Origin of the sequence: Actinokineospora xionganensis, from assembly GCF_014323725.1 — a bacterium.
GTDB lineage: Bacteria > Actinomycetota > Actinomycetes > Mycobacteriales > Pseudonocardiaceae > Actinokineospora > Actinokineospora xionganensis.
Window position 1 is genome coordinate 322,178 of the sequence record NZ_JABVED010000003.1, and the last position, 24,927, is coordinate 347,104.

The 24,927-nt window shown below is 69.4% G+C and carries 29 protein-coding genes; 7 read left to right on the top strand and 22 right to left on the bottom strand.

What is annotated here, in order from left to right; genetic code table 11:
• Positions 1–30: 30 nt before the first annotated feature.
• Complete coding sequence (locus GPZ80_RS07790; RefSeq protein WP_187219504.1) at positions 31–723, top strand: hypothetical protein; 693 nt, start codon at positions 31–33, stop codon at positions 721–723.
• A 55-nt stretch (positions 724–778) separates the two neighbouring features.
• On the opposite strand, the gene GPZ80_RS07795 is transcribed toward GPZ80_RS07790, so the two are convergent.
• Positions 779–1,879, bottom strand: a complete 1,101-nt coding sequence (locus GPZ80_RS07795; RefSeq protein ID WP_187219506.1) for a LacI family DNA-binding transcriptional regulator — start codon at positions 1,877–1,879, stop codon at positions 779–781.
• A 170-nt stretch (positions 1,880–2,049) separates the two neighbouring features.
• Between GPZ80_RS07795 and GPZ80_RS07800 the strand changes: the two genes are divergently transcribed.
• From GPZ80_RS07800 to GPZ80_RS07810, 3 genes are all read left to right on the top strand, one after another.
• Positions 2,050–3,021 (top strand): metal ABC transporter solute-binding protein, Zn/Mn family, encoded by a 972-nt coding sequence (locus tag GPZ80_RS07800; RefSeq protein ID WP_187219508.1) that lies wholly within the window; start codon positions 2,050–2,052, stop codon positions 3,019–3,021.
• 65 nt (positions 3,022–3,086) lie between these two features.
• The gene (locus tag GPZ80_RS07805) at positions 3,087–3,875 is read left to right on the top strand and encodes a metal ABC transporter ATP-binding protein (RefSeq protein ID WP_246476894.1); all 789 of its coding nucleotides are present in this window, start codon (positions 3,087–3,089) and stop codon (positions 3,873–3,875) included.
• Positions 3,875–4,714: a metal ABC transporter permease gene (locus GPZ80_RS07810; protein ID WP_187219512.1), complete on the top strand. Its 840-nt coding sequence runs from the start codon at positions 3,875–3,877 to the stop codon at positions 4,712–4,714. Before GPZ80_RS07805 ends, GPZ80_RS07810 begins: the two co-directional genes overlap by 1 nt.
• Here the strand turns inward: GPZ80_RS07810 and GPZ80_RS07815 are convergent.
• The 11 genes from GPZ80_RS07815 to GPZ80_RS07865 form a co-directional block, all read right to left on the bottom strand.
• Positions 4,703–5,881, bottom strand: coding sequence for a DUF445 domain-containing protein (locus GPZ80_RS07815; protein ID WP_187219785.1), 1,179 nt, complete (start codon positions 5,879–5,881; stop codon positions 4,703–4,705). The genes GPZ80_RS07810 and GPZ80_RS07815 overlap by 12 nt on opposite strands.
• A gap of 75 nt (positions 5,882–5,956) precedes the next feature.
• Complete coding sequence (locus tag GPZ80_RS07820) at positions 5,957–7,198, bottom strand: DUF445 domain-containing protein (RefSeq protein ID WP_222718986.1); 1,242 nt, start codon at positions 7,196–7,198, stop codon at positions 5,957–5,959.
• Between the two features lie 116 nt (positions 7,199–7,314).
• A complete protein-coding gene (locus GPZ80_RS07825) occupies positions 7,315–8,748 on the bottom strand; it encodes an MBOAT family O-acyltransferase (RefSeq protein ID WP_187219514.1) in 1,434 nt (477 codons plus the stop codon).
• Positions 8,749–8,901: 153 nt separating this feature from the next.
• Positions 8,902–9,855, bottom strand: coding sequence for a 23S rRNA (guanosine(2251)-2'-O)-methyltransferase RlmB (rlmB, locus tag GPZ80_RS07830; protein WP_187219516.1), 954 nt, complete (start codon positions 9,853–9,855; stop codon positions 8,902–8,904).
• A gap of 1 nt (position 9,856) precedes the next feature.
• Positions 9,857–11,245, bottom strand: a complete 1,389-nt coding sequence (gene cysS / locus GPZ80_RS07835; RefSeq protein WP_187219519.1) for a cysteine--tRNA ligase — start codon at positions 11,243–11,245, stop codon at positions 9,857–9,859.
• Between the two features lie 68 nt (positions 11,246–11,313).
• Positions 11,314–12,006, bottom strand: coding sequence for an HAD family hydrolase (locus GPZ80_RS07840; protein WP_187219521.1), 693 nt, complete (start codon positions 12,004–12,006; stop codon positions 11,314–11,316).
• Between the two features lie 262 nt (positions 12,007–12,268).
• Positions 12,269–13,132, bottom strand: a complete 864-nt coding sequence (locus GPZ80_RS07845; protein WP_187219522.1) for a DUF427 domain-containing protein — start codon at positions 13,130–13,132, stop codon at positions 12,269–12,271.
• A 50-nt stretch (positions 13,133–13,182) separates the two neighbouring features.
• The gene (locus GPZ80_RS07850) at positions 13,183–13,632 is read right to left on the bottom strand and encodes a hypothetical protein (RefSeq protein ID WP_187219524.1); all 450 of its coding nucleotides are present in this window, start codon (positions 13,630–13,632) and stop codon (positions 13,183–13,185) included.
• The gene (gene ispF / locus GPZ80_RS07855) at positions 13,632–14,096 is read right to left on the bottom strand and encodes a 2-C-methyl-D-erythritol 2,4-cyclodiphosphate synthase (RefSeq protein ID WP_187219526.1); all 465 of its coding nucleotides are present in this window, start codon (positions 14,094–14,096) and stop codon (positions 13,632–13,634) included. Before ispF ends, GPZ80_RS07850 begins: the two co-directional genes overlap by 1 nt.
• Positions 14,093–14,779 (bottom strand): 2-C-methyl-D-erythritol 4-phosphate cytidylyltransferase, encoded by a 687-nt coding sequence (gene ispD / locus GPZ80_RS07860; protein WP_187219528.1) that lies wholly within the window; start codon positions 14,777–14,779, stop codon positions 14,093–14,095. Before ispD ends, ispF begins: the two co-directional genes overlap by 4 nt.
• Positions 14,780–14,868: 89 nt before the next feature.
• A complete protein-coding gene (locus GPZ80_RS07865; RefSeq protein WP_091379778.1) occupies positions 14,869–15,360 on the bottom strand; it encodes a CarD family transcriptional regulator in 492 nt (163 codons plus the stop codon).
• A 304-nt stretch (positions 15,361–15,664) separates the two neighbouring features.
• Between GPZ80_RS07865 and GPZ80_RS07870 the strand changes: the two genes are divergently transcribed.
• Positions 15,665–16,357: a copper chaperone PCu(A)C domain-containing protein gene (locus tag GPZ80_RS07870; RefSeq protein WP_187219530.1), complete on the top strand. Its 693-nt coding sequence runs from the start codon at positions 15,665–15,667 to the stop codon at positions 16,355–16,357.
• A 36-nt stretch (positions 16,358–16,393) separates the two neighbouring features.
• Positions 16,394–17,764, top strand: coding sequence for a DNA repair protein RadA (radA, locus tag GPZ80_RS07875; protein WP_091379775.1), 1,371 nt, complete (start codon positions 16,394–16,396; stop codon positions 17,762–17,764).
• Positions 17,765–18,218: 454 nt separating this feature from the next.
• On the opposite strand, the gene GPZ80_RS07880 is transcribed toward radA, so the two are convergent.
• Positions 18,219–18,398 carry a hypothetical protein gene (locus GPZ80_RS07880; RefSeq protein WP_187219531.1) on the bottom strand — a complete coding sequence of 60 codons (180 nt, stop codon included), beginning with the start codon at positions 18,396–18,398 and terminating at the stop codon, positions 18,219–18,221.
• A gap of 9 nt (positions 18,399–18,407) precedes the next feature.
• Entirely contained in the window at positions 18,408–18,851 is a 444-nt protein-coding gene (locus GPZ80_RS07885; RefSeq protein ID WP_312880183.1) for a winged helix-turn-helix transcriptional regulator, read from the bottom strand.
• On the opposite strand from GPZ80_RS07885, the gene GPZ80_RS07890 reads away from it, so the two are divergent.
• Entirely contained in the window at positions 18,837–19,235 is a 399-nt protein-coding gene (locus GPZ80_RS07890; protein WP_187219533.1) for a YybH family protein, read from the top strand. The genes GPZ80_RS07885 and GPZ80_RS07890 overlap by 15 nt on opposite strands.
• Here the strand turns inward: GPZ80_RS07890 and GPZ80_RS07895 are convergent.
• The 8 genes from GPZ80_RS07895 to GPZ80_RS07930 form a co-directional block, all read right to left on the bottom strand.
• On the bottom strand, positions 19,229–20,767 hold the full coding sequence (locus tag GPZ80_RS07895) for a polyamine aminopropyltransferase (RefSeq protein WP_187219535.1): 1,539 nt from the start codon (positions 20,765–20,767) through the stop codon (positions 19,229–19,231). The genes GPZ80_RS07890 and GPZ80_RS07895 overlap by 7 nt on opposite strands.
• Positions 20,764–21,186 (bottom strand): DUF350 domain-containing protein, encoded by a 423-nt coding sequence (locus GPZ80_RS32520; protein WP_187219536.1) that lies wholly within the window; start codon positions 21,184–21,186, stop codon positions 20,764–20,766. Before GPZ80_RS32520 ends, GPZ80_RS07895 begins: the two co-directional genes overlap by 4 nt.
• Before the next feature lie 5 nt (positions 21,187–21,191).
• Positions 21,192–21,860: a hypothetical protein gene (locus tag GPZ80_RS32525; protein ID WP_187219537.1), complete on the bottom strand. Its 669-nt coding sequence runs from the start codon at positions 21,858–21,860 to the stop codon at positions 21,192–21,194.
• Entirely contained in the window at positions 21,857–22,339 is a 483-nt protein-coding gene (locus tag GPZ80_RS07910; protein ID WP_222718988.1) for a DUF4247 domain-containing protein, read from the bottom strand. Before GPZ80_RS07910 ends, GPZ80_RS32525 begins: the two co-directional genes overlap by 4 nt.
• A complete protein-coding gene (locus GPZ80_RS07915; RefSeq protein WP_312880184.1) occupies positions 22,336–22,935 on the bottom strand; it encodes a DUF4178 domain-containing protein in 600 nt (199 codons plus the stop codon). Before GPZ80_RS07915 ends, GPZ80_RS07910 begins: the two co-directional genes overlap by 4 nt.
• A gap of 188 nt (positions 22,936–23,123) precedes the next feature.
• The gene (locus GPZ80_RS07920) at positions 23,124–23,357 is read right to left on the bottom strand and encodes a hypothetical protein (RefSeq protein WP_187219538.1); all 234 of its coding nucleotides are present in this window, start codon (positions 23,355–23,357) and stop codon (positions 23,124–23,126) included.
• Between the two features lie 82 nt (positions 23,358–23,439).
• Positions 23,440–23,907, bottom strand: coding sequence for a hypothetical protein (locus GPZ80_RS07925; protein ID WP_187219539.1), 468 nt, complete (start codon positions 23,905–23,907; stop codon positions 23,440–23,442).
• Positions 23,904–24,881 carry a nucleoside hydrolase gene (locus GPZ80_RS07930; protein ID WP_222718989.1) on the bottom strand — a complete coding sequence of 326 codons (978 nt, stop codon included), beginning with the start codon at positions 24,879–24,881 and terminating at the stop codon, positions 23,904–23,906. Before GPZ80_RS07930 ends, GPZ80_RS07925 begins: the two co-directional genes overlap by 4 nt.
• Positions 24,882–24,927: the final 46 nt, after the last annotated feature.

Genomic DNA, 24,927 nt, shown 5'->3' on the forward strand with positions numbered 1-24,927 from the left:
GGAGGTAGTCGCGGCGTTACCGTTTCGGTGATGATCGACCCATCCGAAGCCGACCCCCGGGCCGTCTACCTGCGCAGACGAGCGCTGGCCGTCGCCGGGGCGGTGCTGGGCGTGATCCTGCTCGTGTGGCTCATCGGTGCCCTGATCGGCTCCGACGAGGACCAGCAGCAGGTCCAGGGCGCCGCCGCGGAGATCCCCGCCAGCGCTCCGCCGTCCACCGCGCCGAGCGCCCCGGAGTCCTCCACGAGCGCCGCGCCGACGACCTCGGTCGCGGCGGCCCCGCCCGCGCCCACCGAGCCGCCCCCGCCGCCGCCGGACCCGAACCAGCCCTGCCCGGACGCGACGACCATCGTCACCGCCGAACTGGGTGCGCCGTCCTACCAGGTCGGGCAGCGGCCGAAGCTGAGCCTGGTCGTGGTCAACTCCGGTCCGGCGCCCTGCACCCGGGACCTCGGCCACGAACTGCGGGAACTGCTGATCACCACGCCGGACGGCGCCAACCGGATCTGGTCGAGCAACGACTGCTACTCGCCTAAGGGCGCCGAGCCGACGATTCTGCAGCCGGGTGAGCGCAAGCAGTACGACGTGAGCTGGGCGGGCCGCACCTCGGCCCCGGGCTGCCCGTCGAAGCGGTCCTCGGTCGCGGCGGGCACCTACGCGGTGACACCGAAACTGGGTGCGCTCACCGGACCCGTGGTCCCGTTGGTCCTCACGCCCCGCTGAACCGAATGAGAACGGGACAGGTGCGCGCACCTGTCCCGTTCTCATGGACGTCCGGTCACGGGCCGAACCAGCGCTCCTCGGCGGTGCGCGGGGCGGCCGATGTGGTGCCCAGGATCAGTTCGGTCGGCAGGGTGATCTCCCGCGGTCGGGTCGGGTCGGGGGAGGCCAGCAGCAGCTTCCCGGCCGCCTTGCCCTTCTCCAGCACCGGCTGCCGGACCGTCGTCAGGCCCAGCCGCTCGCCTTCGGCGATGCCGTCGAAGCCGGTGACCGTGAGGTCTTGCGGCACCCGCAGCCCGCGCCGCTTGGCCTCGGTCAGGGCGCCGAGGGCCAGGATGTCCGAGGTGCAGATCAGCGCCGTGACATCGCGGTCCGCGTCGAGCAGCTGCGCCGCGGCCGAGGCGCCGCTGGCGGTGCTGTGGTCGAACCGCTCGACGACGGGGACGCGGCTCCAGTCGACGCCGACCTTGGCGAAGGCCTCGGACAGGCCCGCCAGGCGGGTGCGCTGGACGTGGAAGTGCGCGGTCTTCTGCCGCTCGACCGGGGCGAAGCCGTCGTTGCGGTCGCGGGCCAGGCGCATGCAGATCACGCCGACCTTGCGGTGCCCCAGGGTGATCAGCTGCTGGGCCAGTTCCATGATCGCGCCGCGGTCGTCGATGCCGACGCGGTCGACGCCGTCCACAGTGGGCTGGTCGGCCACGACGGTGGGCACCGGTCGCGACAGGACCGCCGCGAGGTGCGGGTCGTCATCGGGCACCGAATAGACGACGAAGCCGTCGACGCCCGCGCGGTGCACGGCGGCGACGTCCTCGCGTTCCGGGTTGACCGGCACGAGGTGCAGCCCTTGGCCCGCGCCCTCACAGGCCAGGGCCAAGCCTTCCAGGAAGCCCAGCGCCGCTGGGTCGCGGAAGGCGTAGGAGAGGTTCTCGGTGAGCAGCAGTCCGACCGCGCCCGCCTTGCGGGTCCGCAGGGACCGGGCCACCGGGTCGGGCCCGGGGTAGCCGAGCCGCCGAGCGGTCTCCAGGACTCGGCGCCGCAGCTCTGGGGAGAGCTGATCGGGCCGGTTGTAGGCATTGGACACCGTGGTGCGGGACACCCCGAGTTCCGCTGCCAGCGACGCCAGCGTCGCTGGTCGTCGCACATGCATAGACCGCGCCATGGGCTGACCGTAACGGTTCAGAACCAATTGCAGAAGTCCGGCCTCCGAGCCCACTTGTCCACAGCGTCACCCGCTCGGGTGTTCAAGTGGGAATGTGGTGACGTATGCTGCGAATCGACAACGGTTTCCATTGTCGTCGTACCCACCGATAGCCCACAGGAGTGCTTCCGATGACCTTCTCTCCCTCACGGTCCGTCACGGTCGTGGTCGGGCTGGCGGCACTCGCCCTCGTGGGCTTGTCGGCCTGCTCGACGACCACCACCCCGCCCGCCGCTGAGCAGGGCAAGGTCTCGGTGGTCACCTCGACCGAGGTGTGGGCGAGCGTCGTTCGGGCCGTGGGCGGCGACCTGGTGTCGGTGAAGTCGATCATCAGCGGCAGCGCGGGCGACCCGCACGGCTACGAGGCCAAGCCCGCCGACGCGGCGGCCTTCTCCGGCGCCAAGCTCGCCCTGTCCAACGGCGGCGGCTACGACGACTTCTTCGCCAAGCTGGCCGACAACGCGGGCGGCGACCTGCGCAAGATCGTCGCGGTCGAACTCGAGCAGAAGGACGCGCACGCGCCGTCGGAGACCAAGCCCGCCGAGCCAGCCCCCGCCGAGGGCGAGCACGATCACGCCAACGAGCACGTCTGGTACGACTTCGAGACCGTCCACGAGGTCGCCGAGAAGGTGTCCGAGGAACTGTCCGCCATCGCGCCGGAGAGCAAGGACAAGTTCGCCGCGAACGCCACGGCGTTCGGTGGCAAGCTTGAGGAACTCGAGAAGAAGGCCGAGGCCATCGGCGCGACCAAGCCGGGCATGAAGGTCGTCGCCACCGAGCCTGTCGCCGGGCTGCTGTTGGCGCACGCGGGCCTGACCGACGCCACGCCGGAGGCGTTCGTCGAGGCCGTCGAGGAGGAGACCGACCCGCCGGCCGCCGCCATCGCCGAGACCGAGGCGCTGGTCACCGGAAAGCAGGTCGCCGTGCTGATCTACAACGAGCAGACCGAGACCCCCGTGACGAAGTCCATCAAGGACAAGGCCGCGGCCGCGGGCATCCCGATCGTGACCATGACCGAGAGCCTCCCCGAGGGCGTCACCGACTACCTTGACTGGATGACGAAGCAGGTCGACTCACTCGCGGGAGCCCTGGCGAAGGCATGACCGTAGACCGCAGCGCGCGCACGGCCGCGCCGTCCACACCGGACGGCGCGGCCAGTGTCGTCTCCATGTCCGGGGCGCGGCTGTCCTATGGCGACCGTGTGCTGTGGGACGGCCTCGACCTGGAGGTGTGGCCCGGCGAGTTCATCGCCGTCCTGGGTCCTAACGGGTCCGGCAAGACCAGCCTCATGCGGGTCCTGCTCGGCCTGCAGAAGCTCTCCAGCGGAACCGTCCGAGTCGCGGGCGCCGCGCCCGGCAAAGGCAACCGGCGCATCGGCTACATCCCGCAGCAGCGCGCGCTCGACCCGACGCTCGCCCTGCGCGGACGCGACCTCATCGGCCTCGGTCTCGACGGCCACCGCTGGGGTATCGGCTTCGCCGGCCGCGGCGAGCGGGCCCGCAAGGTCGACCAGGCGCTCGCCGAGGTCGGGGCCACGGCGTTCGGCGACCGGCCGGTCGGGCTCCTCTCCGGCGGCGAACAGCAGCGGCTGCGCGTCGCCCAGGCACTGGTCAACGACCCGCGGGTGCTGCTCTGTGACGAGCCGCTGCTCTCGCTCGACCTGGCTCACCAGGCCGCGGTCAGCAACCTGATCGACGCACGCAGAAGGTCCGCGGGCACCGCGGTGCTGTTCGTGACCCACGAGATCAACCCGATCCTGCCGCTGGTCGACCGGGTGCTCTACCTCGTCGACGGCCGTTTCCGGGTCGGCTCGCCCGAGGAGGTCATGACGTCCCGGACGCTCACCGAGCTCTACGGCACCAAGGTCGAGGTCGTGCGCGTCGGCGGCCAGATCCACGTCATCGGCGCCCACAGCGACCTGTGCGAGGACACCCCGCACCATCACGCGGAGCTCTGATGGACAAGTTCTTCGACTTCGAGCTGACCGCCCAGCTGCTCCGCCTCGACTTCGTCGTCGCCGCACTGTTCGCCGCGCTCGTGCTCGGCCTGCTCGCGGGCGTGCTCGGACCGCTGATCGTCAGCCGGAACATGGCGTTCTCCGTGCACGGCACCAGCGAACTCGCCCTCACCGGCGGCGCGGCGGCCCTGCTGCTGGGCTGGGACACCGGCGGCGGCGCGCTCGCCGGAGCCATCGTCGCGGCGCTGGTCCTCGGCCTGCTGTCGCGCCGCAGCTCCGACTACGACTCGGTGATCGGGGTCGTGCTCGCGTTCGGGCTCGGCCTCGGCGTGCTGATGCTGTGGCTCTACAAAGGGCGGTCGTCGAACAAGTTCGGGCTGCTCACCGGGCAGATCGTCGGCCAGGACTTCGCCAGCCTCGCGCTGCTGATCGGCTGTGCGGTCGGGGTGTTCGCGGTGCTCGCGGTGATCTATCGGCCGCTGCTGTTCGCGAGCGTGGACCCGGCTGTCGCTCAGGCTCGCGGGGTGCCGACGACGATGCTGGCGTTGGTGTTCGCGGTGCTGGTGGGTGTGGCTACCGCTTTGGGTGTCCGGACTGTGGGGTCGCTGCTGGTTCTGGCTCTGATGGTCACGCCTGCGGCCGCGGCTTGTCGGGTGACGGCCAGTCCGTTGCGGGCGACATTGCTTTCGGTGTTGTTCGCTGTTGTCTCGGCTGTTGGTGGGATCGTGCTTTCGCTCGCACCGGGTGCTCCGGTGAGCGCGTTCGTTACCGCGATCTCATTCTTGATCTACCTGGTCTGCTGGGGAATCAGCCGATCGAGGCGCCAGCTAACCCAGTAGCAACAGCACCTGCAGCTCACCGACCAAGGCTCCGATGGCGGCGCCGACCGCGATCAGTTTCCACTCGTCCTGGCGGAACGCGGGACGCAACAGGCCCTCGTATTCCTCGCGGGTGAGGCGGTTCATCTTCTCCGCGATGGTGTTGCCGATATCCAGGGCTTTGCTGGCATAGGGCTCGGCCTGCATGGCGGTGTGGTCGAGATAGGTCATCGCCTTGTCGGCGGCGGCGTGCTTCATTTCCTGGAAGCGGCGCGTGCCCACCGCCACGGCGACGAATGGCTTGGCGATGCTCGCCTGTTCGTCGACGGTCTTCTGCACTATTCGCTGGATCATGGTGAGGAGCCGGTCGGACTTCGGGCCGCGCAGGATGCCGTCGATGATGTTCGGGACGGTCATGACCTCGCGGGCCACCAAGTCGCCGTACTGGCGGGCGACCTGCAGTCTGCGGCGCTGGAAGACGCCCTGGAACGGGAAGATGCCCAGGACGCGGCGGCGTTCGCGCGGGAAGAAGACCAGTTTGATGGCCAGCCAGTCGGTGATCCAGCCGATGGTCGCGCCGAAGATCGGCAGGATCAGCGGCTCGTGCGTCAGGGCCCACACGAAGGTCTGCACCAGGCCGAGCGCGAAGCCGAAGTAGATGCCGCAGCGGGCGATGAACGCCATTTCCGGGCGTGAGATGTCGCGGGTGAGCCGGACCAGTAGTTCCTTGTCGCGTTCGAGGGCGTTCACCGCTACCTGTTCGACGTCGAGGACCTCGCCGATGTTGGTGCGGACCTCGTGCATGATCTTGCGGACCATCACCGGCGCTCCCGCCTGGACCTGCTTGATGATCAGGTCCTGGGCCAGCACGGGCAGCATCTCCCACAGCTGCGGGTGGTAGCGCTCCATGATGTCGCGGGCGATCTCGTCGATCGTCATCAGCAGCGGGCCCTGGATCTGCCGGGCCACCTCGTCCGGGTCGAGCCGGTCGGCGATCTCCTGCGGGTCGATGAGCTTGCCGGTGATCAGCTGCGCCGACGTCCGGATCATCCGGGCCGAGTTGCGCGGGACCACACCCTGCCAGCCAAGGAACGGGTCCCAGATCCCCACGAAGCGCAGCGGGCGGAACATCATCTCGATGGCCGCGCGCTTGGTGATGTAGCCGATGATCGCCGCGATGAACGGCATCGACACGTACACCGGCCAGTGGGCGGCGAAATCGTCGAGGATCAGCACGCCCTCCCTTGTCTACCTGTCGGTAGGTTAATGCAGCACCAGCAGGACCTGTAGTTCACCCACCAGGAACCCGATGATCGCGCCGACCGCGATCAGTTTCCACTCGTCCTGTTTGAACGCGGGCCGCAGCAGGCCCTCGTACTGCAGCGGGGTCAGCTGCTGGATCTGCTTGATGATCGTGTTGCGGATGTCGAGGGCGTCGGTCGCGTAGGTCTCGACGTGGCGCAGCGTGTCCGGGATGCGCTCGATCGCCTTGCGGGCGGCCTCGTGCTTCATCTCCTGGTACTTGCGTGAGCCCACCGCGGCCACCACGAACGGCTTCGCGATGCTCGTCTGGGTGTCGATCGAGCGCTGGACCTCGCGTTGGATCATCGCGTAGAGCCGGTCGGACTTGGGGCCGGTCAGCACGGCCTCCATGACGTTGCGGACGGTCAGGATCTCCTTGGCGATCAGGTCGCCGTAGTCATGGGCGACTTCCATCCGGCGCTTCTGGAACATGCCCTGCCAGCCGACGCCGAAGAACTTCTTCGGCTGCCGCGGGAAGAAGATCATTTTGAGCGCGAGCCAGTCCGTCAGCCAGCCGGTGAGCCCGCCGAAGATCGGCATGATCCACGGGTTCTTGGTCAACGCCCACGCGACGAGCTGGATCAGCCCGATGATGAATCCGAAGTAGACGCCCGACATCGCGATGAACCGCATCTCCGGCTGCGCGGTGTCGCGGATCAGCCGGTTGAGCATGGCCTTGTCGCGCACCAGGTTGCGCACGGCCATGTCCTTGACGTCGAGCACGTCCTCGATGTTCGCCGACAGCTCCCGCATCAGCTTCTCGACGATCCGCGGTGCCTCCGCCTGCACCCGGGACAGCACCAGCCGCTGCGCCTGCTGGGGCATCAGCTCCCACAGGTTCGGCTGGTACTGGGCGAGCAGCTCACGGGTGATCTCGTCGACCGCGCGGGAGATCGGCTCCCGAAGTTCCTCGGTGACCTTCTTCGGGTCGAGCCGGGCGAAGATCTCCTTCGGGTCGATCAGGTTGGTGGTCATCAACTCCATCGCGGTGGAAGCCATCCGATGCGAGTTGCGCGGGATGACCCCCTGCCAGCCGAGATACCCGACCCCGACGAACTCCAGCGGCTTGAACATCATCTCGATGGCCGCGCGCTTGGTGATGTACCCGATGATCGCCGCGATGAACGGCATCGACACATAGATGTGCCAGTTCGCGCCGAAGTCGTCGAGAATTGCCCGCCAGTCCACAACCCCTCCGTCCATCGCGCGAAGTGAGGATCGCACGTACCCGGAGTGTCCGAACGGGTGACCGGCCCATTCTGTGACCCGGAATGCTCAGCGGGGTGAGCAGAACGGCAGCGGTGTCAGCTGTCGCGGCCCTAAAACTGGTAATACAAAAACGGGCTGAACGTGCCCGTGGCGACCAGGATCGTGGCCCACAGCAGGCCCGGTCCCATGACCGCCGCCCGCAGCACCATCGCCGTGCGGCCGCGGGAGGACTCCAGCATGGGGCCGGTGACCGGCGACGCGGGCATGAACAGGATGGCCAGGGCCACCAGCAGCACCACGAGAACCTGGTTGCCCAGTGCCGCGTCGACCTGGTCGGTGAGGCCGGTGAAGTCGGGAAGCAGCATGTGGCCGATCATCACCAGCGCCTGCCCGAGGTCGGCGGCGCGGAAGAACACCCAGCCGAACACCACCAGCGTGACCGTCAGCGCCCGCCTGCCGACGCGGCGCACTGGGTCGGTGGGGGCGCGGTCGAGGCCGTAGCCGCGTTCGATGATCAGCAGGGCGCCGTGGAACATGCCCCACACCAGGAACGTCCAGTTCGCGCCGTGCCACAGGCCGGTGAGCACGAAGACGACGCACAGGTTCCGGTACGTCTTCGCCGCGCCGGAACGGTTGCCGCCCAAGGGGATATAGACGTAGTCGCGGAACCAGCGCGACAGCGACATGTGCCAGCGCCGCCAGAACTGCGTGATCGTGACCGACGAATACGGCCGGGCGAAGTTCTCCGGCAGTCGGAAACCGAGCATCCGACCCAGCCCGATGGCCATGTCCGAGTACCCGGAGAAGTCGAAGTACAGCTGCAGCGTGTACGTGATCGCGCCCAGCCAGGCCACCGCGAAGGTCATCTGGTCGGCGGGCGTGGCGAAGCACTGCTCGACGAGCGGGCTCAGCGAGTCGGCGATGATGACTTTCTTGCACAGCCCCAGCGCGAACCGCGGGAACCCCGACGCCACGTCGTCGAGCCGGTGGGTGCGCGGCTGGGGGAGTTGGTCGGCGATCTCCCGGTACCGCACGATCGGCCCGGCCACCAGCTGCGGGAACATCGCGATGTAGGTGACGAACGCGACCGGCTTGCGCAGCGCCGGGCGTTCGCCGCGGTAGATGTCGACCACGTAAGAGATGTGGTGGAACGTGTAGAACGAGATGCCGATCGGCAGCAGCAGGTGGACAACGGGGAAGTCGCCGCCCAGCAACCGGGCGAACCCGGCCAGCTGCTCGGTCGCGAACCCCGCGTACTTCCACACCACCAGCACCGCGACGTCGAACCCGACGACACCGAAGAGCAGCCTGCGCCGACGCTTGTGGTGGGTGTCCTGCTCATCGGGTTCGAGGTAGTGCCCGGCGACGAAGTTGACCACCATGCAGGCGAGCAGCAGCAGCGTCGTCGGACCCGCGCCCGCCGCGTAGAACAGCAGGCTGGCCGCGGCGACGACCCCGTTGCGCCAGTGCCTGGGGGAGAGCAGGACGGCCGCCAGCACCACCGGCGTGAAGAACCACAGGAACAACGGACTGGCGAACGACATCCCTTGGCCCCCTCGACCCCACGACGCCAGCGACCCTAGCCGACCGGCGGGAACCGGCAGTCGGAAGCCAGGATCCAGTGAGGCCTCTCACGTAGGTCCCGTCCTACTGACTTACCGGACAGGACCTGAGTTGGATCCCGGCTGCGACGACGGTCAGACGCGGCCCGCGGCCCGGCGGCGGCGCGCCACCTCGGCGAGCACGACACCGGCGGCGACGGAGGCGTTGAGCGACTCCACGCCCGCCGACATCGGGATCGAGATCGTCGCGTCGCAGGCCTCCTTGACCAGCCGCGACAGGCCCCGGCCCTCGGAGCCGACGACCACGACCAGCGGCGACGTGGCCAGGTGCAGGTCGTCGAGTTCCATCGAGCCGTCGGCGTCCAACCCGATGATCATCAGGCCCTGGCTCGCCAGCGCCCGCAGCTCACGGGTGAGGTTGGTGGCGATGGCGACCGGGATCTTCGCCGCCGTGCCCGCGCTCGTGCGCCACGCGACGGCGGTGATCCCGGCGCTGCGGCGCTGCGGGAGCAGCACCCCGTTCGCGCCGAACGCCGCCGCGGAACGGATGACCGCGCCGAGGTTGCGGGGGTCGGTGACGCCGTCGAGCGCCACGATCAGCGGCGGCTCGTCGGTGGACCGGGCCGCCTCGAGCAGGTCGTCCGGGTGGGCGTACTCGAACGGCGGGACCTGCAGGCCCAAGCCCTGGTGCATCGCCATGCCGGTCAGCCGGTCGAGTTCCGGGCGCGAGACCTCCAGCACGGAGATGCCCCGATCGGCGGCCATGCGCACCGCGTCGGCGACCCGGTCATCGGTGTCGATGCCGATCGCCACGTACAGCGCCGTCGCCGGGATCTGGGCGCGCAGGCACTCCACGACCGGGTTGCGGCCCGCCACCAACTCGCTGGTGGGCTTGTCCTTCGACCGCTGCTCGCGCTTGGCCGCGGCGTTCGACTTGCGGTACGCGTGATGGCCGGGGCGCTCCTCGGCCTTGGGCGTCGGGCCCTTGCCCTCCAACCCCTTGCGTCGCTGACCGCCGGAGCCGACGACCGGGCCCTTCTTGGAGCCCGGCTTGCGCATCGCGCCTTGGCGTTTGGAATTGCCTGCCACGTCAGTCCTTAACTGTCCACAACGGACCGCCGGGGGTGTCCTCGACGGCGACGCCCGCGTTGAGCAGGCGGTCTCGGATCGCGTCGGCGAGGGCGAAGTCCTTGTTCGCCCGTGCTCGCTGACGCTCTTCGAGCAAGTCCTCTACCAGCGCGGCCACCGCTGAACGCAACCCGGTGTCCACAGTGGAGCTGTCGCTCCACCGCTCGGACAGCGGGTCCAGGCCGAGGACCTCGGTCATCCCGCGCACCGCGGCGGCTGCCTCACGGGCGGCGCTCTCGTCGCCGTCATCGAGCGCGGTGTTGCCGACGCGAACGGCGTTGTGCACCGCCGCGAGGGCGGCCGGAGTGGCCAGGTCGGCGTTCATCGCGGCGACGAACTCGGTGTTCGGCTCGGCGATTCCCACGACCCCGGTGCGCTGGGTGATCTTGCGCAGGAATGATTCTACGCGCTGGTACGCGCGCACCGACTCCTCGAGCGCCGCCTCGGAGTACTCGATCATGGACCGGTAGTGCGGGCCGACCAGGTAGTAGCGCAGTTCCTGCGGCCGGACCCGGTTGATCATCTCCGGGATCGACACCACGTTGCCCAGCGACTTCGACATCTTCTCGCCGCTCATGGTGACCCACGCGTTGTGCATCCAGTAGCGCGAGAACCCGTCGCCGGCGGCGCGCGACTGGGCCTGCTCGTTCTCGTGGTGCGGGAACACCAGGTCGATGCCGCCGCCGTGGATGTCGAACTCCGGGCCGAGGTACATCGACGCCATCGCCGAGCACTCCAGGTGCCAGCCCGGGCGACCGCGTCCCCACGGCGACGGCCACGACGGCTCACCGGGCTTCGCGCTCTTCCACAGCGTGAAGTCGTGGTGGTCGCGCTTGCCGCGCAGGGTGGACTCGCCCTGCGTCCAGTCGTCGAGCGGGCGACCGGACAACTCGCCGTAGGCGGGGTATGAGGGCACCGAGAAGTAGACGTCGCCCTCGGCTGCGTACGCGTGGCCCTCGTCGATCAGCCGCTGCATGAGTTCGACCATCTGGGTGATGTGCCCGGTCGCGCGCGGCTGGATTGTCGGCGGCAGGCAGCCGAGCACGTCATAGGCCTCGTCGAACGCCCGCTCGTGCGTCGCCGCCCACTCCCACCAGGGCCTGCCCGCCTCGGCGGCCTTGGTGATGATCTTGTCTTCGATGTCGGTGACGTTGCGGACCAGCGTGACGTCGTGGCCGGTGTGGGTCAGCCAGCGGCGCAGCACGTCGAAATTCAGGCCGCTGCGGACGTGGCCGATATGCGGGATTCCCTGGACGGTCGCCCCACACACGTAGATCGAAGCGGCCCCGTCCTTCAGCGGCGTGAACTCACGCTGACCGCGGGTGGCGCTGTCGAAGATGTGCAGGGACACGGCATTCTCCTGAGGGAAATCAATTCTTACCGGGAAATGGTACGGCTATTGCGGGGGCGACCTGACGGTCAGCCCGCGATCCCGCATGTTCGCAACGCGCTGATCAGCGCGTCGGGGCGCGCCTGAGTCGGCCGCGGCTCCACCCGCTCGAACCGACAGCCAAGCGCGGCGGCGGCCCCGTCGGTCTCGACGCTGTCGCCGATCATCAGCGCCCGGGCCGGTTCGACACCAAGGCGGTCGCAGGCCAGCAGGAAGATCTTCGGGTCGGGCTTGACCACGCCCTCGGCGTAGGAGAGGACGTATTCGTCGACGAGATCGGCGATACCGTGCGCCTCGAACGCCCCACGCACATCCCACGCGATATTGCTGACGACGGCCACCGGGATGCCCGCGTCGTTGAGCAAGCGCAGCGCGTCGGCCGTGTCCGGGTAGGGCGCCCAGGAGCGCGGCGCGCGAATGCGCTCGTAGAGGGTCTCGGCCATCGCGGGTGTCAAATCGAGCTCAGCCCCGCGCAGTGCGGCGACAAAAACCGCCCGATGCACGTCGGGATCAAGGTCGCGGCGCTCCCAGTCCGCCCGTAGTGCGGCGGGAAGATGCGCGGATGGCCCGACCGGCGCGGTCAGACTCATGAGCAACGAATCCTGCGCGACCTGATCGAGGGTGGCCCCGTCATTCCCCACCAGCCCGTCCACCCACGCGGCACCCGGTTGCAGACGGAACAAGGTGCCGGAGTAATCGAGCAGCACGCCACGGATGGCCACGGCGACCAACTTAGCCCATCGCATCCACAGCGCCCGCCGGTTATCCACAGCCCCGCCGCCACCCCTCTTTTCGACGCCCTTCCCCGATAGACTGGCCAAGGGCAGCCCCCCCAGGGCGGGTGGGGGTTTGTGCTGGTGGGACGTTGTTTCGCGAATGAGTTGTTGGACGAGCTCGGGTGGGCTGTGGCTGTGAGGCGAGTCGGCGGGCCGGGATGCCTCAGCGGCTTCGATTCCCTGGCGGGGTGATCGGCGGGCTGGGTGGTCAGCCGAATTCGAGGGTGTCCGGGTCGGCCGCCGCCTGTTCCTCCGGACGTGACCAAGGCGTCACGGGGCGGGGGTGTGGCCTGCCGTCGACGACGAGATCTGTGCGTTCGGCCCAGAAGCAGATGTGGTCGCGGACCGGCTCGGCGTCGTGCAGGGGGTTTGGGTAGTGCCAGGCGAGGTCCGCGCCCGCGGGGCTGTCGCCCGCCAGCGACAGGTAGGACGCGTGACCCTTGTAGGCGCAGGTCGACTTGGTGGTGCTCGGTGTCAGGAGCGCCGGCTCCACGTGCTCGGGCGGGATGTACCAGCGCGGCGGCAGGTGGGTCTCCAGCAGCAGCTTCGGGCGGTCGCTCGCGGCCAGCAGGACGCCTGCGTGCGACACCTCCACCAGGCGTGAACTGGTGAGGACCTCGATCCGCTTGAACGGGTCGTGCGCGTGGCCGACCGTCTCCTGCTCCTCGGCCCACCAAGAGTCGAAGGCGCCGAAGTCGAGGATCACCATGCCCGCGAGGTCGTGATCCACCGCGACGAAACCGACCTGGGGCAGTGTCACCCCGTCGACCACGAGATCGACGACCATTCCAGGACAGGTGTGGACACCGAAGTCGCTCGGGCCGACCATCGGCGGCAGAGTCGCGAGGTCCGGCGGCTGTGGCTGCGGCTCCGTGGGCACGACCTGGCCGCGGATGTCGCCAACCGGCACCGCGTACACCGGGACGAGCCGCCGCGGTTCCCACACCAGGATCGCGGCCGAGGTGTCGACCACGACCGAGTCGGCGACGCGGGCGCGGGTCCGGAACGGCACGGGCTCGTAGCGCAGGTCCGACACCGCCGAACCCAGATGGTGCTTCATCCGTAGGGCCATGGGAGGTCCTCTCCTCGCCGTTCGGTCAGTGTCCTCCCGCCGGCGGGGGTTCAGGCTGGGATGTACGGCACGAGGTACGCCACCCACACCACCACGAAGACACATGTCCCAGCCGCGAGCGCGGCGATCCGGCGCCGCCGCCGTCCCTGGCGGCGGAACCACAGCTCGTGTGCGCCGAACGCCACGAACGCCGCGAAGCCTGCCACGAACACGACCGTCGCCGGTGGGCTCTTGCCCCAACCCCATGCCGCCGCGAAACTCACGATCGCGAACAGGCCCAGTGCGATGACTGTCGGGATCGCCTCCGCGAGCAACTCCGCGATGAACCGGACGATCGCCCTCGGAATGGCGAGCACCGCCATCCCCGCCACTGCGAGATGCCGCAGAACCGCGGCTCCGAATCGTCTGGGCCAGGTGCGCCACGTTCGGTCGGATTCCAGTCGGATGTCGCGGAGGGCGCGCTGCGCTCGTCGAGCGCCGCGGGTCCGTTCGTCGGACATCAGGCTTGTGTGATCAGCGCCGTGGCGACGGCGGCGATGCCCTCGCCGCGGCCGGTGAGGCCCAAGCCGTCCGTCGTCGTGCCCGACACCGAGACCGGGCCGCCCACCGCGACCGACAACGTCTCCTGCGCCTCCGCGCGCCGGGTGCCGATCTTGGGGGCGTTCCCGATCACCTGCACCGCCGCGTTCTCCACCCGCCAGCCGGACTCGTCCAGCAGCCGCCGGACCTCGGCGAGCAAGGTGATTCCCGAGGCGCCCGCCCAACGCGGGTCGCCGGTGCCGAAGACGGCGCCCAGGTCGCCCATGCCCGCGGCCGACAGCAGGGCGTCGCAGAGGGCGTGGGCGGCGACGTCGCCGTCCGAGTGGCCCTCGCAGCCGTCGACGCCATCCCACAGCAGCCCCGCGACCCAGCAGGGGCGGCCGGCTTCGATCGGGTGGACGTCGGTGCCGATACCGACTCTCACTTGCCCTCCTGGGCGGCCAATACGGCCTCGGCGATCGCGAGGTCGAACGGGGTTGTGACTTTCATCGCATAAGGGTGTCCGGGCACCGTGGTGACCGCGATCCCGAGCTTCTCGACCAGCCCGGCGTCGTCGGTGGCGGAGTCGGCCAGCGCGTAGGCCTCGGCCAACGTCGCCGCGTCGAAACCCTGTGGGGTCTGCACGACCCGCAGGCAGGCGCGGTCGGGGGTGGTGAGGACGGTGCCCTCGGCGTCGACCTGTTTGACCGTGTCGGCCATCGGCAGCACCGGGATCACCGCCCGGGCGCCCGCCTCGACGGCGGCGACCACGGCCTGAATGACTGACGTGGGGGTGAAGGCTCGCGCCGCGTCGTGGACCAGCACGACGCGTGTGTCGGGGATCACCTGTAGCGCGTGTCTCAGCGCCAGCCCGACCGACGCCGTGCGGTCGGCGCCACCGGCCACGACCATCGCGGGCAGCCCCGCGGCCTTGAGCAGGGCGGTGGTCGCGGCGAGGTCGGCGGGAGGGGCCGCGACGACGACATGCCGCACGCAACCCGCGTCAAGCAGGCCGCGCACGGCATGTGCGAGGAGAGCTGTCCCTCGGACCGGGACGAACGCCTTCGGCATACCGAAGCCGAGCCGCTCGCCACGTCCGGCGGCGGGCACGAGCGCCACAGTGCTCATGCCCGGCTCCGGACGGCGATCCCAGGGGATGTCATGCACATCTCAATCGGGCCAGGTCTCCGCCGAGCTGCCCGGTCGGGACGTGCAAATCAGACTGTTGCGGTTGACAGGACCTCGTCGAGAAGGACCTCAGCCTTGTCTTCGTCGGTGCCTTCGGCCAGCGCCAACTCGCTGACCAGTATCTGACGAGCCTTGGCCAACATCCGCTTCTCACCTGCGGAAAGGCCTCGATCCTTCTCACGCCGCCAGAGGTCTCGCACCACTTCGGCAACCTTGTTCACATCGCCGGAGGCGAGCTTCTCAAGGTTGGCCTTGTACCGACGCGACCAGTTGGTCGGCTCTTCGGTGTGAGGCGCGCGCAGTACGTCGAAGACGCGATTGAGGCCCTCCTGGCCCACGACATCCCGCACGCCGACGATCTCGGCGTTGTCTGCGGGGACGCGAACCGTGAGGTCACCCTGCGCGACTTTGAGGACGAGGTACTGCTTTTCCTCGCCCTTGATCACGCGGGTCTCGATCGCTTCGATGAGTGCGGCACCGTGGTGCGGGTAGACGACGGTCTCTCCGACCTTGAAAACCATGTGTCCTCTGCCCCTTTCGCTGTAGTCATCTTAACACGTGCTGCCTTGTCGACGAGAGGGGAGGCGTAACCGTCTCCGCAGGTCAGCGGCCAGATGATGGTGCGGGCGGGGGTTGACAAGTGCTCTCTTGCTGTACTCAGCCCCTATTTCCGAAGACGCTCGTACTGTCGTGAATTGATCCACTGTGGACGTGATTGTGATCGCGCTTGATCCGTAGTGGCCGACCACACGCGTGCCCGATTCCTTGCGCGGGCTACGCTTCCGCTCGATAGGTGGAATGTCCGCAGCAGACGCAGGAGCTCTCGTGAGTCGTGCACAGCAGAACTCGACCGGACGGCTGCGCTTGGCCACGGCCGCGTCGGGACTCGCGCTGACCGCAGTTCTGGGTGCCGCCGGGTGCTCGGCAGGCCAGATCACGCAGACCGATTCCCAATTGCCGGCTGTCAGCGGCGCCACGGGCCAGGCAGGCCCGATCGCGCTGCGCGACGCCAGGCTGGCGTTCCCGCATGAGGGCTTCTACGCCGCGGGCGACGACGCCCCGCTGATCCTCAGCATCATCAACACCGCCGCGGCCGACGACGAGCTGCTGGAGGTGAGCAGCCCGTTCGCCGGCGAGATCAAGCTCGAAGGCGACCAGGCTGTTCCCGGCACCGCCGCGCTGCACGTCGGCAAGCCCGGCGAGGAGGCCAAGGCGAAGGGCGAGCCCTCCGGCACCGCCCACGCGACCACGACCCCGGCCGACCACAGCTCCGACCCGGCGCGCCCGTCGACCACGAGCGCCGCCCCGACGACGAGCGCCGCCCCGACGAGTGCGGCGGCGACGAGCGCCGCCAAGGCCGTGGGCAAGCTCCAGATCGTCCTCGTGGGCCTCAAGGAGAAGCTGCACCCCGGCAGGCTCATCCCGGTGACGTTCGTCTTCGCGAAGGCGGGGACGATCACCGTCGAGCTGCCGATCGGCCAGCCGACGGGCCCGCGCGGTGAGTCCGGGGACCACTGACCCGGTTTTGTCGGCGCGCGGCGCTAGCGTGACCGCGTGGCCAAACCCGCTAAGCCGAGTTACCGCTGTGCCGAGTGCGGGCACGGCGTCGCCAAGTGGCTCGGGCGCTGCCCGGAGTGCCAGGCGTGGGGAACGCTGTCGGAAGTCGGCGTCCCCCGCGCCGCGCTGACGAAGATCAGCGCGGGGCTCCCCAGCGTCCCGGCCAGGCCGATCGCCGAGGTCGATGTCGAGTCCGCGAAGGCGCGCAAGACCGGTGTGTCCGAACTCGACCGCGTCCTCGGCGGCGGCCTCGTGCCCGGTGCCGTGGTGCTGCTGGCGGGCGAGCCGGGCGTGGGCAAGTCGACTCTGTTGTTGGAGGTCGCCTACCGCTGGGCCGCCCGCGACGGCGAGTACGGCCCGACCCTGTACGTCACGGGTGAGGAGTCGGCGGGCCAGGTGCGGTTGCGCGCCGAGCGCACCGGCAACGTCCACGCCTCGATGTTCCTGGCCGCCGAGAACGACATCTCGGCCCTGCTCGGGCACGTCGACGCGGTCAAGCCGGGGATGCTGGTCGTCGACTCGGTGCAGACCATGGCCTCCCCGGAGGTCGACGGCACGCCCGGCGGTGTCACCCAGGTCCGCGCGGTCACGGCGGCCCTGGTCTCGCTGGCCAAGGAACGCGGCCTCCCGGTCCTGCTGGTCGGCCACGTCACCAAGGACGGGTCCATCGCGGGCCCCCGCGTGCTCGAACACCTCGTGGATGTGGTCCTGCATTTCGAGGGCGACCGCCACTCCACCCTGCGCATGCTGCGCGGGATCAAGAACCGCTTCGGCCCGGCCGACGAGGTGGGCTGCTTCGAACTGGTCGACAGCGGCATCGTCGGCGTGACCGACCCGTCCGGCCTGTTCCTCAACAAGCGCGACGTCGGCGTCGCGGGCACCGCGGTCACCGTCGCCGTGGACGGCAAGCGCGCCCTCCCGGGCGAGTTGCAGGCCTTGGTGGCGAAGTCTCCGCTGGGCACCCCGCGCCGGGCGGTCAGCGGGTTGGACTCGGCCCGGGTGGCGATGGTGCTGGCCGTGCTTGAGCGCCGCGGCGGCATCAAACTCGGCGACTCCGACGTCTACACGGCGACGGTCGGCGGCATGAAGATCACCGAGCCCGCGGCCGACCTGGCCATCGCCCTGTCCGTCGCCACCGCGGCCCGTGATGTCGCGCTGCCCGCCGATCTGGTGGTGCTGGGCGAAGTCGGGCTGGCGGGCGAGGTACGGCGGGTCAGCGGCGTGCGCGCCCGGCTGGCCGAGGCGATGCGCCTGGGGTTCACCAAGGCGCTCATCCCCCCGGACTGCGGTGAGGTGCCCGACGGGATGCAGATCCGCATCGTGCCCGACCTCGGCTCCGCGATGAACAACCTGTCAGTGCTGCGCTAGCTAGGGCAACGCGCCCATATTGGGACGACCGGCCTGATCGGCGTGATCGTCATGTCGTGGGATCGCTCGGAAGACTGCTTGGTGAGAGTGATCTGCCACCGCGCCTCCCGCAGGTTGCCGGTTTCCGCGTCGAAGTAGCAGTCGACCTCGCGCCCGTACGTCACTCCTCTGATGATGGTCGCGGGGCGTGCCGTCTGCCAGCCGTTGATCGGTCCGCAGGTCGACCCTGGGCACATAGCCGAGCGTGGTGAGGCGCAGGTCGCGCTCCGGCTCGGTGATGAAGGCATCAGCCGGCTAGGGCGCCAGGAGTTCGTCCCGGGCCTGTTCGGGTGCGTCGTAGAGCTCGGTGAGCGCGACCGCTCCGCCCGGACCGGAGAGGTCTGGACGATCCCCCGAAGTCATGCTCGCCATCGTCACAGCGGTACTTGCCCGCAGGCGGCGCGAGCGTTCCGGCTCAGATGGCCAACGGCAGCAGGGCGGCGAGACCGAGGACGAAGAGAACGAACACCGCGACCATCACCAGCCAGAGCAGCATCGAGCGCGCCGACCTTGGCTGCCGAACCGGTGTCTGCTGCCACCCGCCCTGGTTCGGCGGTGTACCCCAGTGGCCGTGTCCTTCGTCGCGTCTCCCCATGCCATGACCCTATGCGGTGGGCAGCCGCGTCCGCAGGCGTTCGGCGCGCGCCGCGATCAGGGCCGAACCCGTGCGGTAGAGCTCGACCAGCAGCGGCCGCAGCGCCAGGCCCGCCGCGGTGAGCCGATAGCTCGTGCGGGCGGGGAATCCGGCGAGCGTGTCCCGCACGACGAGCTCTTGGTCGACCAGCTCCGTGAGCCGCTCCGTCAGGACCTTCGCCGACAACTCGGGCAGGGCTTCCCGCAGGTCGGAGAACGAGTGCGGGCCGCCCATGAGTTCGCGCAGCACCAGCGTCTTCCAGCGGCCGGAGATCGCGGCGAGGGCGACCTCGACCGGGCACTCGGGTTCCGGCCTGCTGGTCCGGCCGCGGTCGTCGGGCACCAACTCGGCGTGGGTTTCCGTTTGGTGACCCACGATCCGGCGGTCTTGGCTGGTGACATGAACGTTGAGCACGATTCCAGTGTCCCCCTGACCACCGACCCGGCGCGCCACCCGTTCGTCTTCGCCGAGTCCTTCAACAGCGGCAGCGGCGACGCCGTCGAGCGGGTCTACGAGCCCGACGCGGTGTTCGTCCAGCCGGACGGCAGCGCGGTCACCGGCGAGGACCGCGTCGCCGCGAACGGTGTGTTCCTGGCGATGGGGCGGCCGATCGAGGTGACGCCGCGCCAGGTGCACGTCGCCGGTGACCTCGCCCTGATGATCGTCGACTGGGAGTTGGGCGGCGAGGGACCCCGCGTCGCGGGCACGGCCACCGATGTGGCCCGGCGCGGTGTCGACGGGCGCTGGCGGTACGTGATCGACAACCCGTTCGGCCTGGCGAGCGGGCAGCCTCAGTAGTTGGTCCACTCCTCCCGCGCGTAGCGCAGGATGATCGGGTCCATCAGCGTCGAGACGGCCAGGTCGCCGGGGTTTCGGCGGTCGGGCGGGAAGACCGTCGCGGCCGCCAAGGTGGCCGGGTCCAGGGATCGCAACGGCATCCCGGGCGGCAGGGCGAGAGCGGGGGCGGACCCGCGGGCGGCGAGGTGGAATCCCCACTCGCCGAACGCGGGGACCGACACCTCGTACGGCACGGTTTTGAGGCCCGCCGCCCGCAGGGTGTTCTCGACGCACCAGAAGGCGTTGGGAGCGAAGTAAGGGGAGCCGGACTGGACGACCATCCGGCCGCCGGGGGCCAGTGCGCGCTCGACTAGGCCGTAGAACTCCAGCGAGTAGAGCTTGGCTGTCGCGGTGGAGTCGGCGTCCGGCATGTCCACGATGATCACGTCGTACCGGTCGGCCGCACCGCGCAGCCAGGTGAAGGCGTCTTCGGTCCGCACGGCCACCCGCGGGTCGGCGAAAGCGTTGCGGTTCAACGAGGTCAGTCGCGGCTCGGTGCGCGCCAGGTCGACCATCGCCGGGTCCAGCTCGACCAGCGTGACCCGCTCGACATCGGGGTGGCGCAGGACCTCGCGGAGCCCGAGACCGTCGCCGCCGCCGAGGACGAGCACCCGACTGTGCGGTCCGGACATCGCCGGGTGCACCATCGCCTCGTGGTAGCGGTACTCGTCGACGGAGCTGAACTGCAGGTCGCCGTTGAGGAACAGGCGCACGTCGCTGGTGCCCGCGAGCGTGACCGACTCGGTCAGCACGATCTCCTGGTACGGCGTGCGTTCCGCGTGCACGACCGGGTCGGCGTAGAGGGCCTGGCGGGCGGTGACCTCGAAGTCCTCCGCCATGACGTACGCGCCCGCCAGCACACCGCCGACCACGACGGCCGAACCGATGAGCACGGCTTTGGCCCTGCGGCCCAGTTCCGTGCCGAACACGGTCAGCACCAACCCGAGCCCGGCGACGGCGTTGACCATGCCGACCGCCAGCGCGCCCTCGATCTGGCCGAACAGCGGCAGCAGCACGAACGGGAACGCCAGCCCGCCGAGCAGCGCGCCCACGTAGTCCGCGGCGAACAGGTCGGCGACCGCGGAACCCGCCTCCTGGCGGCGGATCCGCTGCAGCATCTCCATCAGCAGCGGGATCTCCGCGCCGATGAGCGTGCCCAGGACGAGCGCCATCGCGATGAGCGCCGGGGTGTAGAGGCTGAGCCACGCGAACGCCGCGTACAGCAGTAGCACACTGAGCCCGCCGAGCAGCGCGAGCACCAGCTCCACCGCGGCGAACGCGGCAGCCGCCCGGCGCTGCAGCGGTTTCGCCAGCAGGGCGCCCATGCCCATGGCGAACACCATGAGCGAGACGACGATCGACGCCTGCCCGACGGTGTCGCCGATCAGGTAGCTGCCGAGCGCGACGAGGGCGAGTTCGTAGACGAGCCCGCACGCCGCGCACACGAACACGGTCGCCAGCAGCGCGATCCTGGCCGACCGGGTCCGGGTCATGAGATGGCGGCGGCGATGATCACGCTGACGACGAGGTGCGCGGTGGCCGACACCCAGACGCCTGGGTGCCCTTCCTCCGTGCAGATGACCTCACCGAGGCTGCCGGGGGTCACGGCGTCGATCACGACGAACGCCAGGCTCATCAGGGCCAGGCCGATCAGGCCGTACACCGCGGTGTTCAGCAGGCCGACCGCCACGTTGTCGTCGCTGATCACGATGGCCGTGGTGAGGATGACGCCGATGCCGAGCAGGCCCGAGCACAGCAGCACCGAGGCGTTTCGGTTGCGCTCCACCCAGATCAGGTCGCGCAGCTTGCCGGGGGTGGCGACGTCGACGAGCACGAAGCCCAGCGTCATCAGGATCAGACCGACAGCCCCGTAGGCCAGCGTGCCGAGCAGTCCGTTGAGCAGGTCGGACACGGTGACTACCCTTCTTGACCGCGCTTGCGGCGCAGGATGAATCCGATGACCAGTCCGATCAGGGCGAGGCCGCCGAAGATCGACAGTGAGATGATCGCGCCGCGGTGGGTGGCGGCGAAGTCCGAGCCCGGGCGTCCGATCGAAGTGGTGGGCGCGGCCGTCGCCTGTTCGGGCTCCAGGGGCTGGACTTTCCCCTTTTCCGCCAGCAGCAACGGAAGCGCGAGGGCGCCGTAGGCGGTCGCCGTGGTCGGCTCCTCCAGCAGCGCCTTCGTGTCCACGCCGACCAGGGACAGCTCCGACGAGGACAGGTACGGCAGGCCGGGCGAGGTCTTCACGGTCACCGAGGCGGAGTCGTCCGACTCGCTCGACGCCGACGTGTAGGTGATGGTGCTGATCAGCATGGCGTACTGCTCGCACGTGTCGGCGGACACGCCGATGCCGCGGCTCGAACCCGACGTGACCGGCTTGCCGGAGCCGTTCTTCACGACCCAGCCGTAGCAGACACCGTGCGCCGCCTCGGCTTTCGCGAGTCGGGCGACCAGGTCGTTCCCGTCGGTCTCCGACAGCGTCGGGATCGTGGTGTCGTTGTCGGTCGACGACCACCATCCGGCGTCGAGGCCGACCAGGAAAGCGACCAGCGCGATGACGGTGGTCCAGACGATGGCTTTCTTCACTTGCCCGCCCCCGGACCCCGTCCACGGAACGACTCCCCGTGCCCGGACGTCCAGCCCCAGTGCCCGCCGACCGACGAGTGGTACGTGCGGTAGGCGCGCTCCACGTCGTCGATCCGGATGACGCTGCCCTTGCCCTGGGGTCGCACCAGCACCATGTCGTCGTTGTAGCGCAGGTACACCCCGCTCGCGTCGGCGTACTGCGACACCGGCTTCCACTGCCCGGCGATGTTCGCCGCCACCAGGGTCGGCGTCTGCGGGCTGGTGAAGGCGATCTCCTCGCCCCGGTCCAGGTTCGCCGCGCGGGCGTAGGTGTTGTCGACGTAGTCACGCACCGTCGTCCCCCGCGCGAGCATCGCGATCGCGATCACCGCGGCGATGGCGCCGAAAATGCCCGCCATCCAGAACCAGCAGCCCGGCTTCTTCGACGCCGGTGTCAACGGCTCTTCGGGTTCGGTGGCCTCGTCGGGTTTGCCGCTCATTCGGCGCTCGCCGGGTAGATGCGCACGTCGTAGGTGGACAGCTTCACGCCGGTCGACGCCTCCCAGTCGGCTTCGCCGTAGGCCTCGAAGGACAACAGCGAGTCACCGGCGGCGTAGTCGTGGTACTTGACGACGCCCTCGGGATTGAGCCCGGTCGTCGCCTCGCTACGGAACTTCGCCTTGCCGGACTCGTCGGAGCGGTACTGCCTGCCCTCGTGCGAAAGGGTTTTCGCTCCCGGTGCCAGGTCGAGGTCGACCTCGGTCCAGGCGACGAGCTCCAACTCGGGGTCCTCCTCGACGGAGAGCCAGACCCGCTCGCCGTTGGTCTGCTCCAGCAGGTGCTCGGACCACGACCAGCCACCCTCGTCGAGCCGTAGCGTGCCCCGCACCATGTAGGACTCACCGCGCAGCTCGACCAGGTCACCGGCCTTGAGCTTGCGGGGATCGCCGTGGATCGCGTGATGATCGTTGTCCGCGTACGGGTCGACCGGGCTCTTGGCGACCGAGGGCTTCCGCTTGCGCAGCCACAGCCCCATGATCACCGCACCTATGGCCGCCGCGACGACGACGAGCAGCAGGACGACAAGTCCGTCCACTCAAGACCCCCTACCCAGATCCGACTCAGCGGGACACACGGTAGGACATAGCGCAGCGTGGTCGGACCTGATCCCGCAAACTGGAGTTCGCCGCGACTGTGAGCGATCGCCCGATTCCTGTCGTGGTGTCCGTGCCGTGGCGATGAGGTCGTCGCCGGAGAGTTCGATGCTCATCTGCGCACCTGGGTTCACGCCAGGATGGCGCCGGTCACCAGCGGCAGGAGCGTTCGTCCCTCGGCCCGCATCGTCCCGCGCCCGCCCTCTGGGCGTAACGAGTGGACGACGAGGAACCGCCTTCCCATGGCGTCGACGCCCATCCGGAGCTTTTCCGGGCTGTCGGCGTCCAGGATGAACAGGCTGCTCAGGGCGGCGCTGAGGATGCGCTGGTGTGGCAGCCGGTCCGCGGCGATGAAGTTGAGCACGAGTTCGAATTCGGTGTGCGGTTCGGGGAAGCCGCGTTCGCGCGGGCCGGGCGGTAGGCGTTGTCGAGGTAGGTCTCGCCGGTCAGCTCGCCAGTCTGGCCGACCTAGCGGCAGTTTGCGGTGCGGGCCAGCCCAGCCACACCGAACCCGGCCGGTACGCGGCGTTGCGTCGGAACCTGGCCGACCCAGGCGCCCGCACCCAGCCCAGCACGGCCGACTCCGGAACGCTCAAGTGCGCGAACGCTGTCTGATCCCATTCCGGGTCGACCACCGCGAGGTCCGGCCCGGGCTCGGGCCAGAACTCCGGCACACCCCGTGTCCACGGCGACGGCGGACCCGAGGGAACGAACCGCCGCGGCGCGCTGCCGTCGTCTGGAACCTCCACCGCGGGCAACGGCACGATGTCGTCGTCAACGGCGTTGTATGGCACGTACCACTGGCCGCGTACCAGCACGACATTCTCGGTGAGGACACGCAGTTGATCAGCAGCTTGACCATGGGTCGCTCTGATCCACTCCAGTGCGACGGCGATAGCCTCGTCTCGGTTCACCGCCCGCCTCCCCGCGCGCCCGCGGCTTCCAGCGCGCGGTGGAGCCAGCCCATGAACACCGGATAGTCCGCTTTGATGCTCAGCCTGACCAGGTGGCCTGCGGTGTTGATGGTCAACCGGCCTGCCGCGTCCACGAGCACGCGTTCGCGTGCCAGGCCCACAAACGGCAGCTGCAGGCCTGCGGCGAGGGTCATGGAGTCGTGTTGGATCGTGGCCGGGTGGAAGCGGTCGAACCATTGATCCAGGTGGGCGGCTACCAGTTTCGCCCACGGGGGCGCGTCCGACCGGGAGAGACGACGGTGCGGTGTGCTGTCGCGGCGAATCTCGATCTCCGGGGTGAACGTGGTGTCCGACAGGACAAGTTTCGGCAGGCGCGCGGTGCTCACCAGAGTGGCGGCGGCGACCGGGTCCATCCGGAAGTTGTGCTCCGCGCGCTCGGGGTCGCGGTAGTTCACGGCGCCGCCCTTCTGCGTCACCACAAGCCGCTCGGCGAGATCCGGCCGTGCTGCCAGCACCTTGGCCAGGTTCGTCGCCGGACCGATGCCAACCCAGCGCACCAGCCCATCCGACCCGGCGCAGAGACTTGCGACCGCGTCCACCACACCATCCGGCTGCGTGCCAACGGATTCGGGCACCAGACCGTCGACACAGTCCAGGCGGGTGTTGCCCAGATCGGCCCCGGCCACGACCGGGACATCGGTGCGGCCCAACAGGTCCAACAGCAGTCGAACGAATCGGGCTCGTCGTCCACCCAGTTCGTCCACGGTGGTCACCAGTGCCAGTGTCGGCTCCTGTGCCGCGAGAACGATCGCGATTGCGTCGTCCGGGTCGCCGCCCGCGTCGGTGTCCACGATCAACGGCGCACCCGCCTGCGAAGGCGGGAACGGCCCCCCGGGCACGGTTCGCGGCAGCCCAAAGCGCTCCGCGAGATCCACCAAGTCCTGCCGTTCCCGATTCAGTTCAGCGTCGCTCAAGCCTTGATCCAGTTCATCGTTCGGACCCACCGGAAGTGGCCTGTCG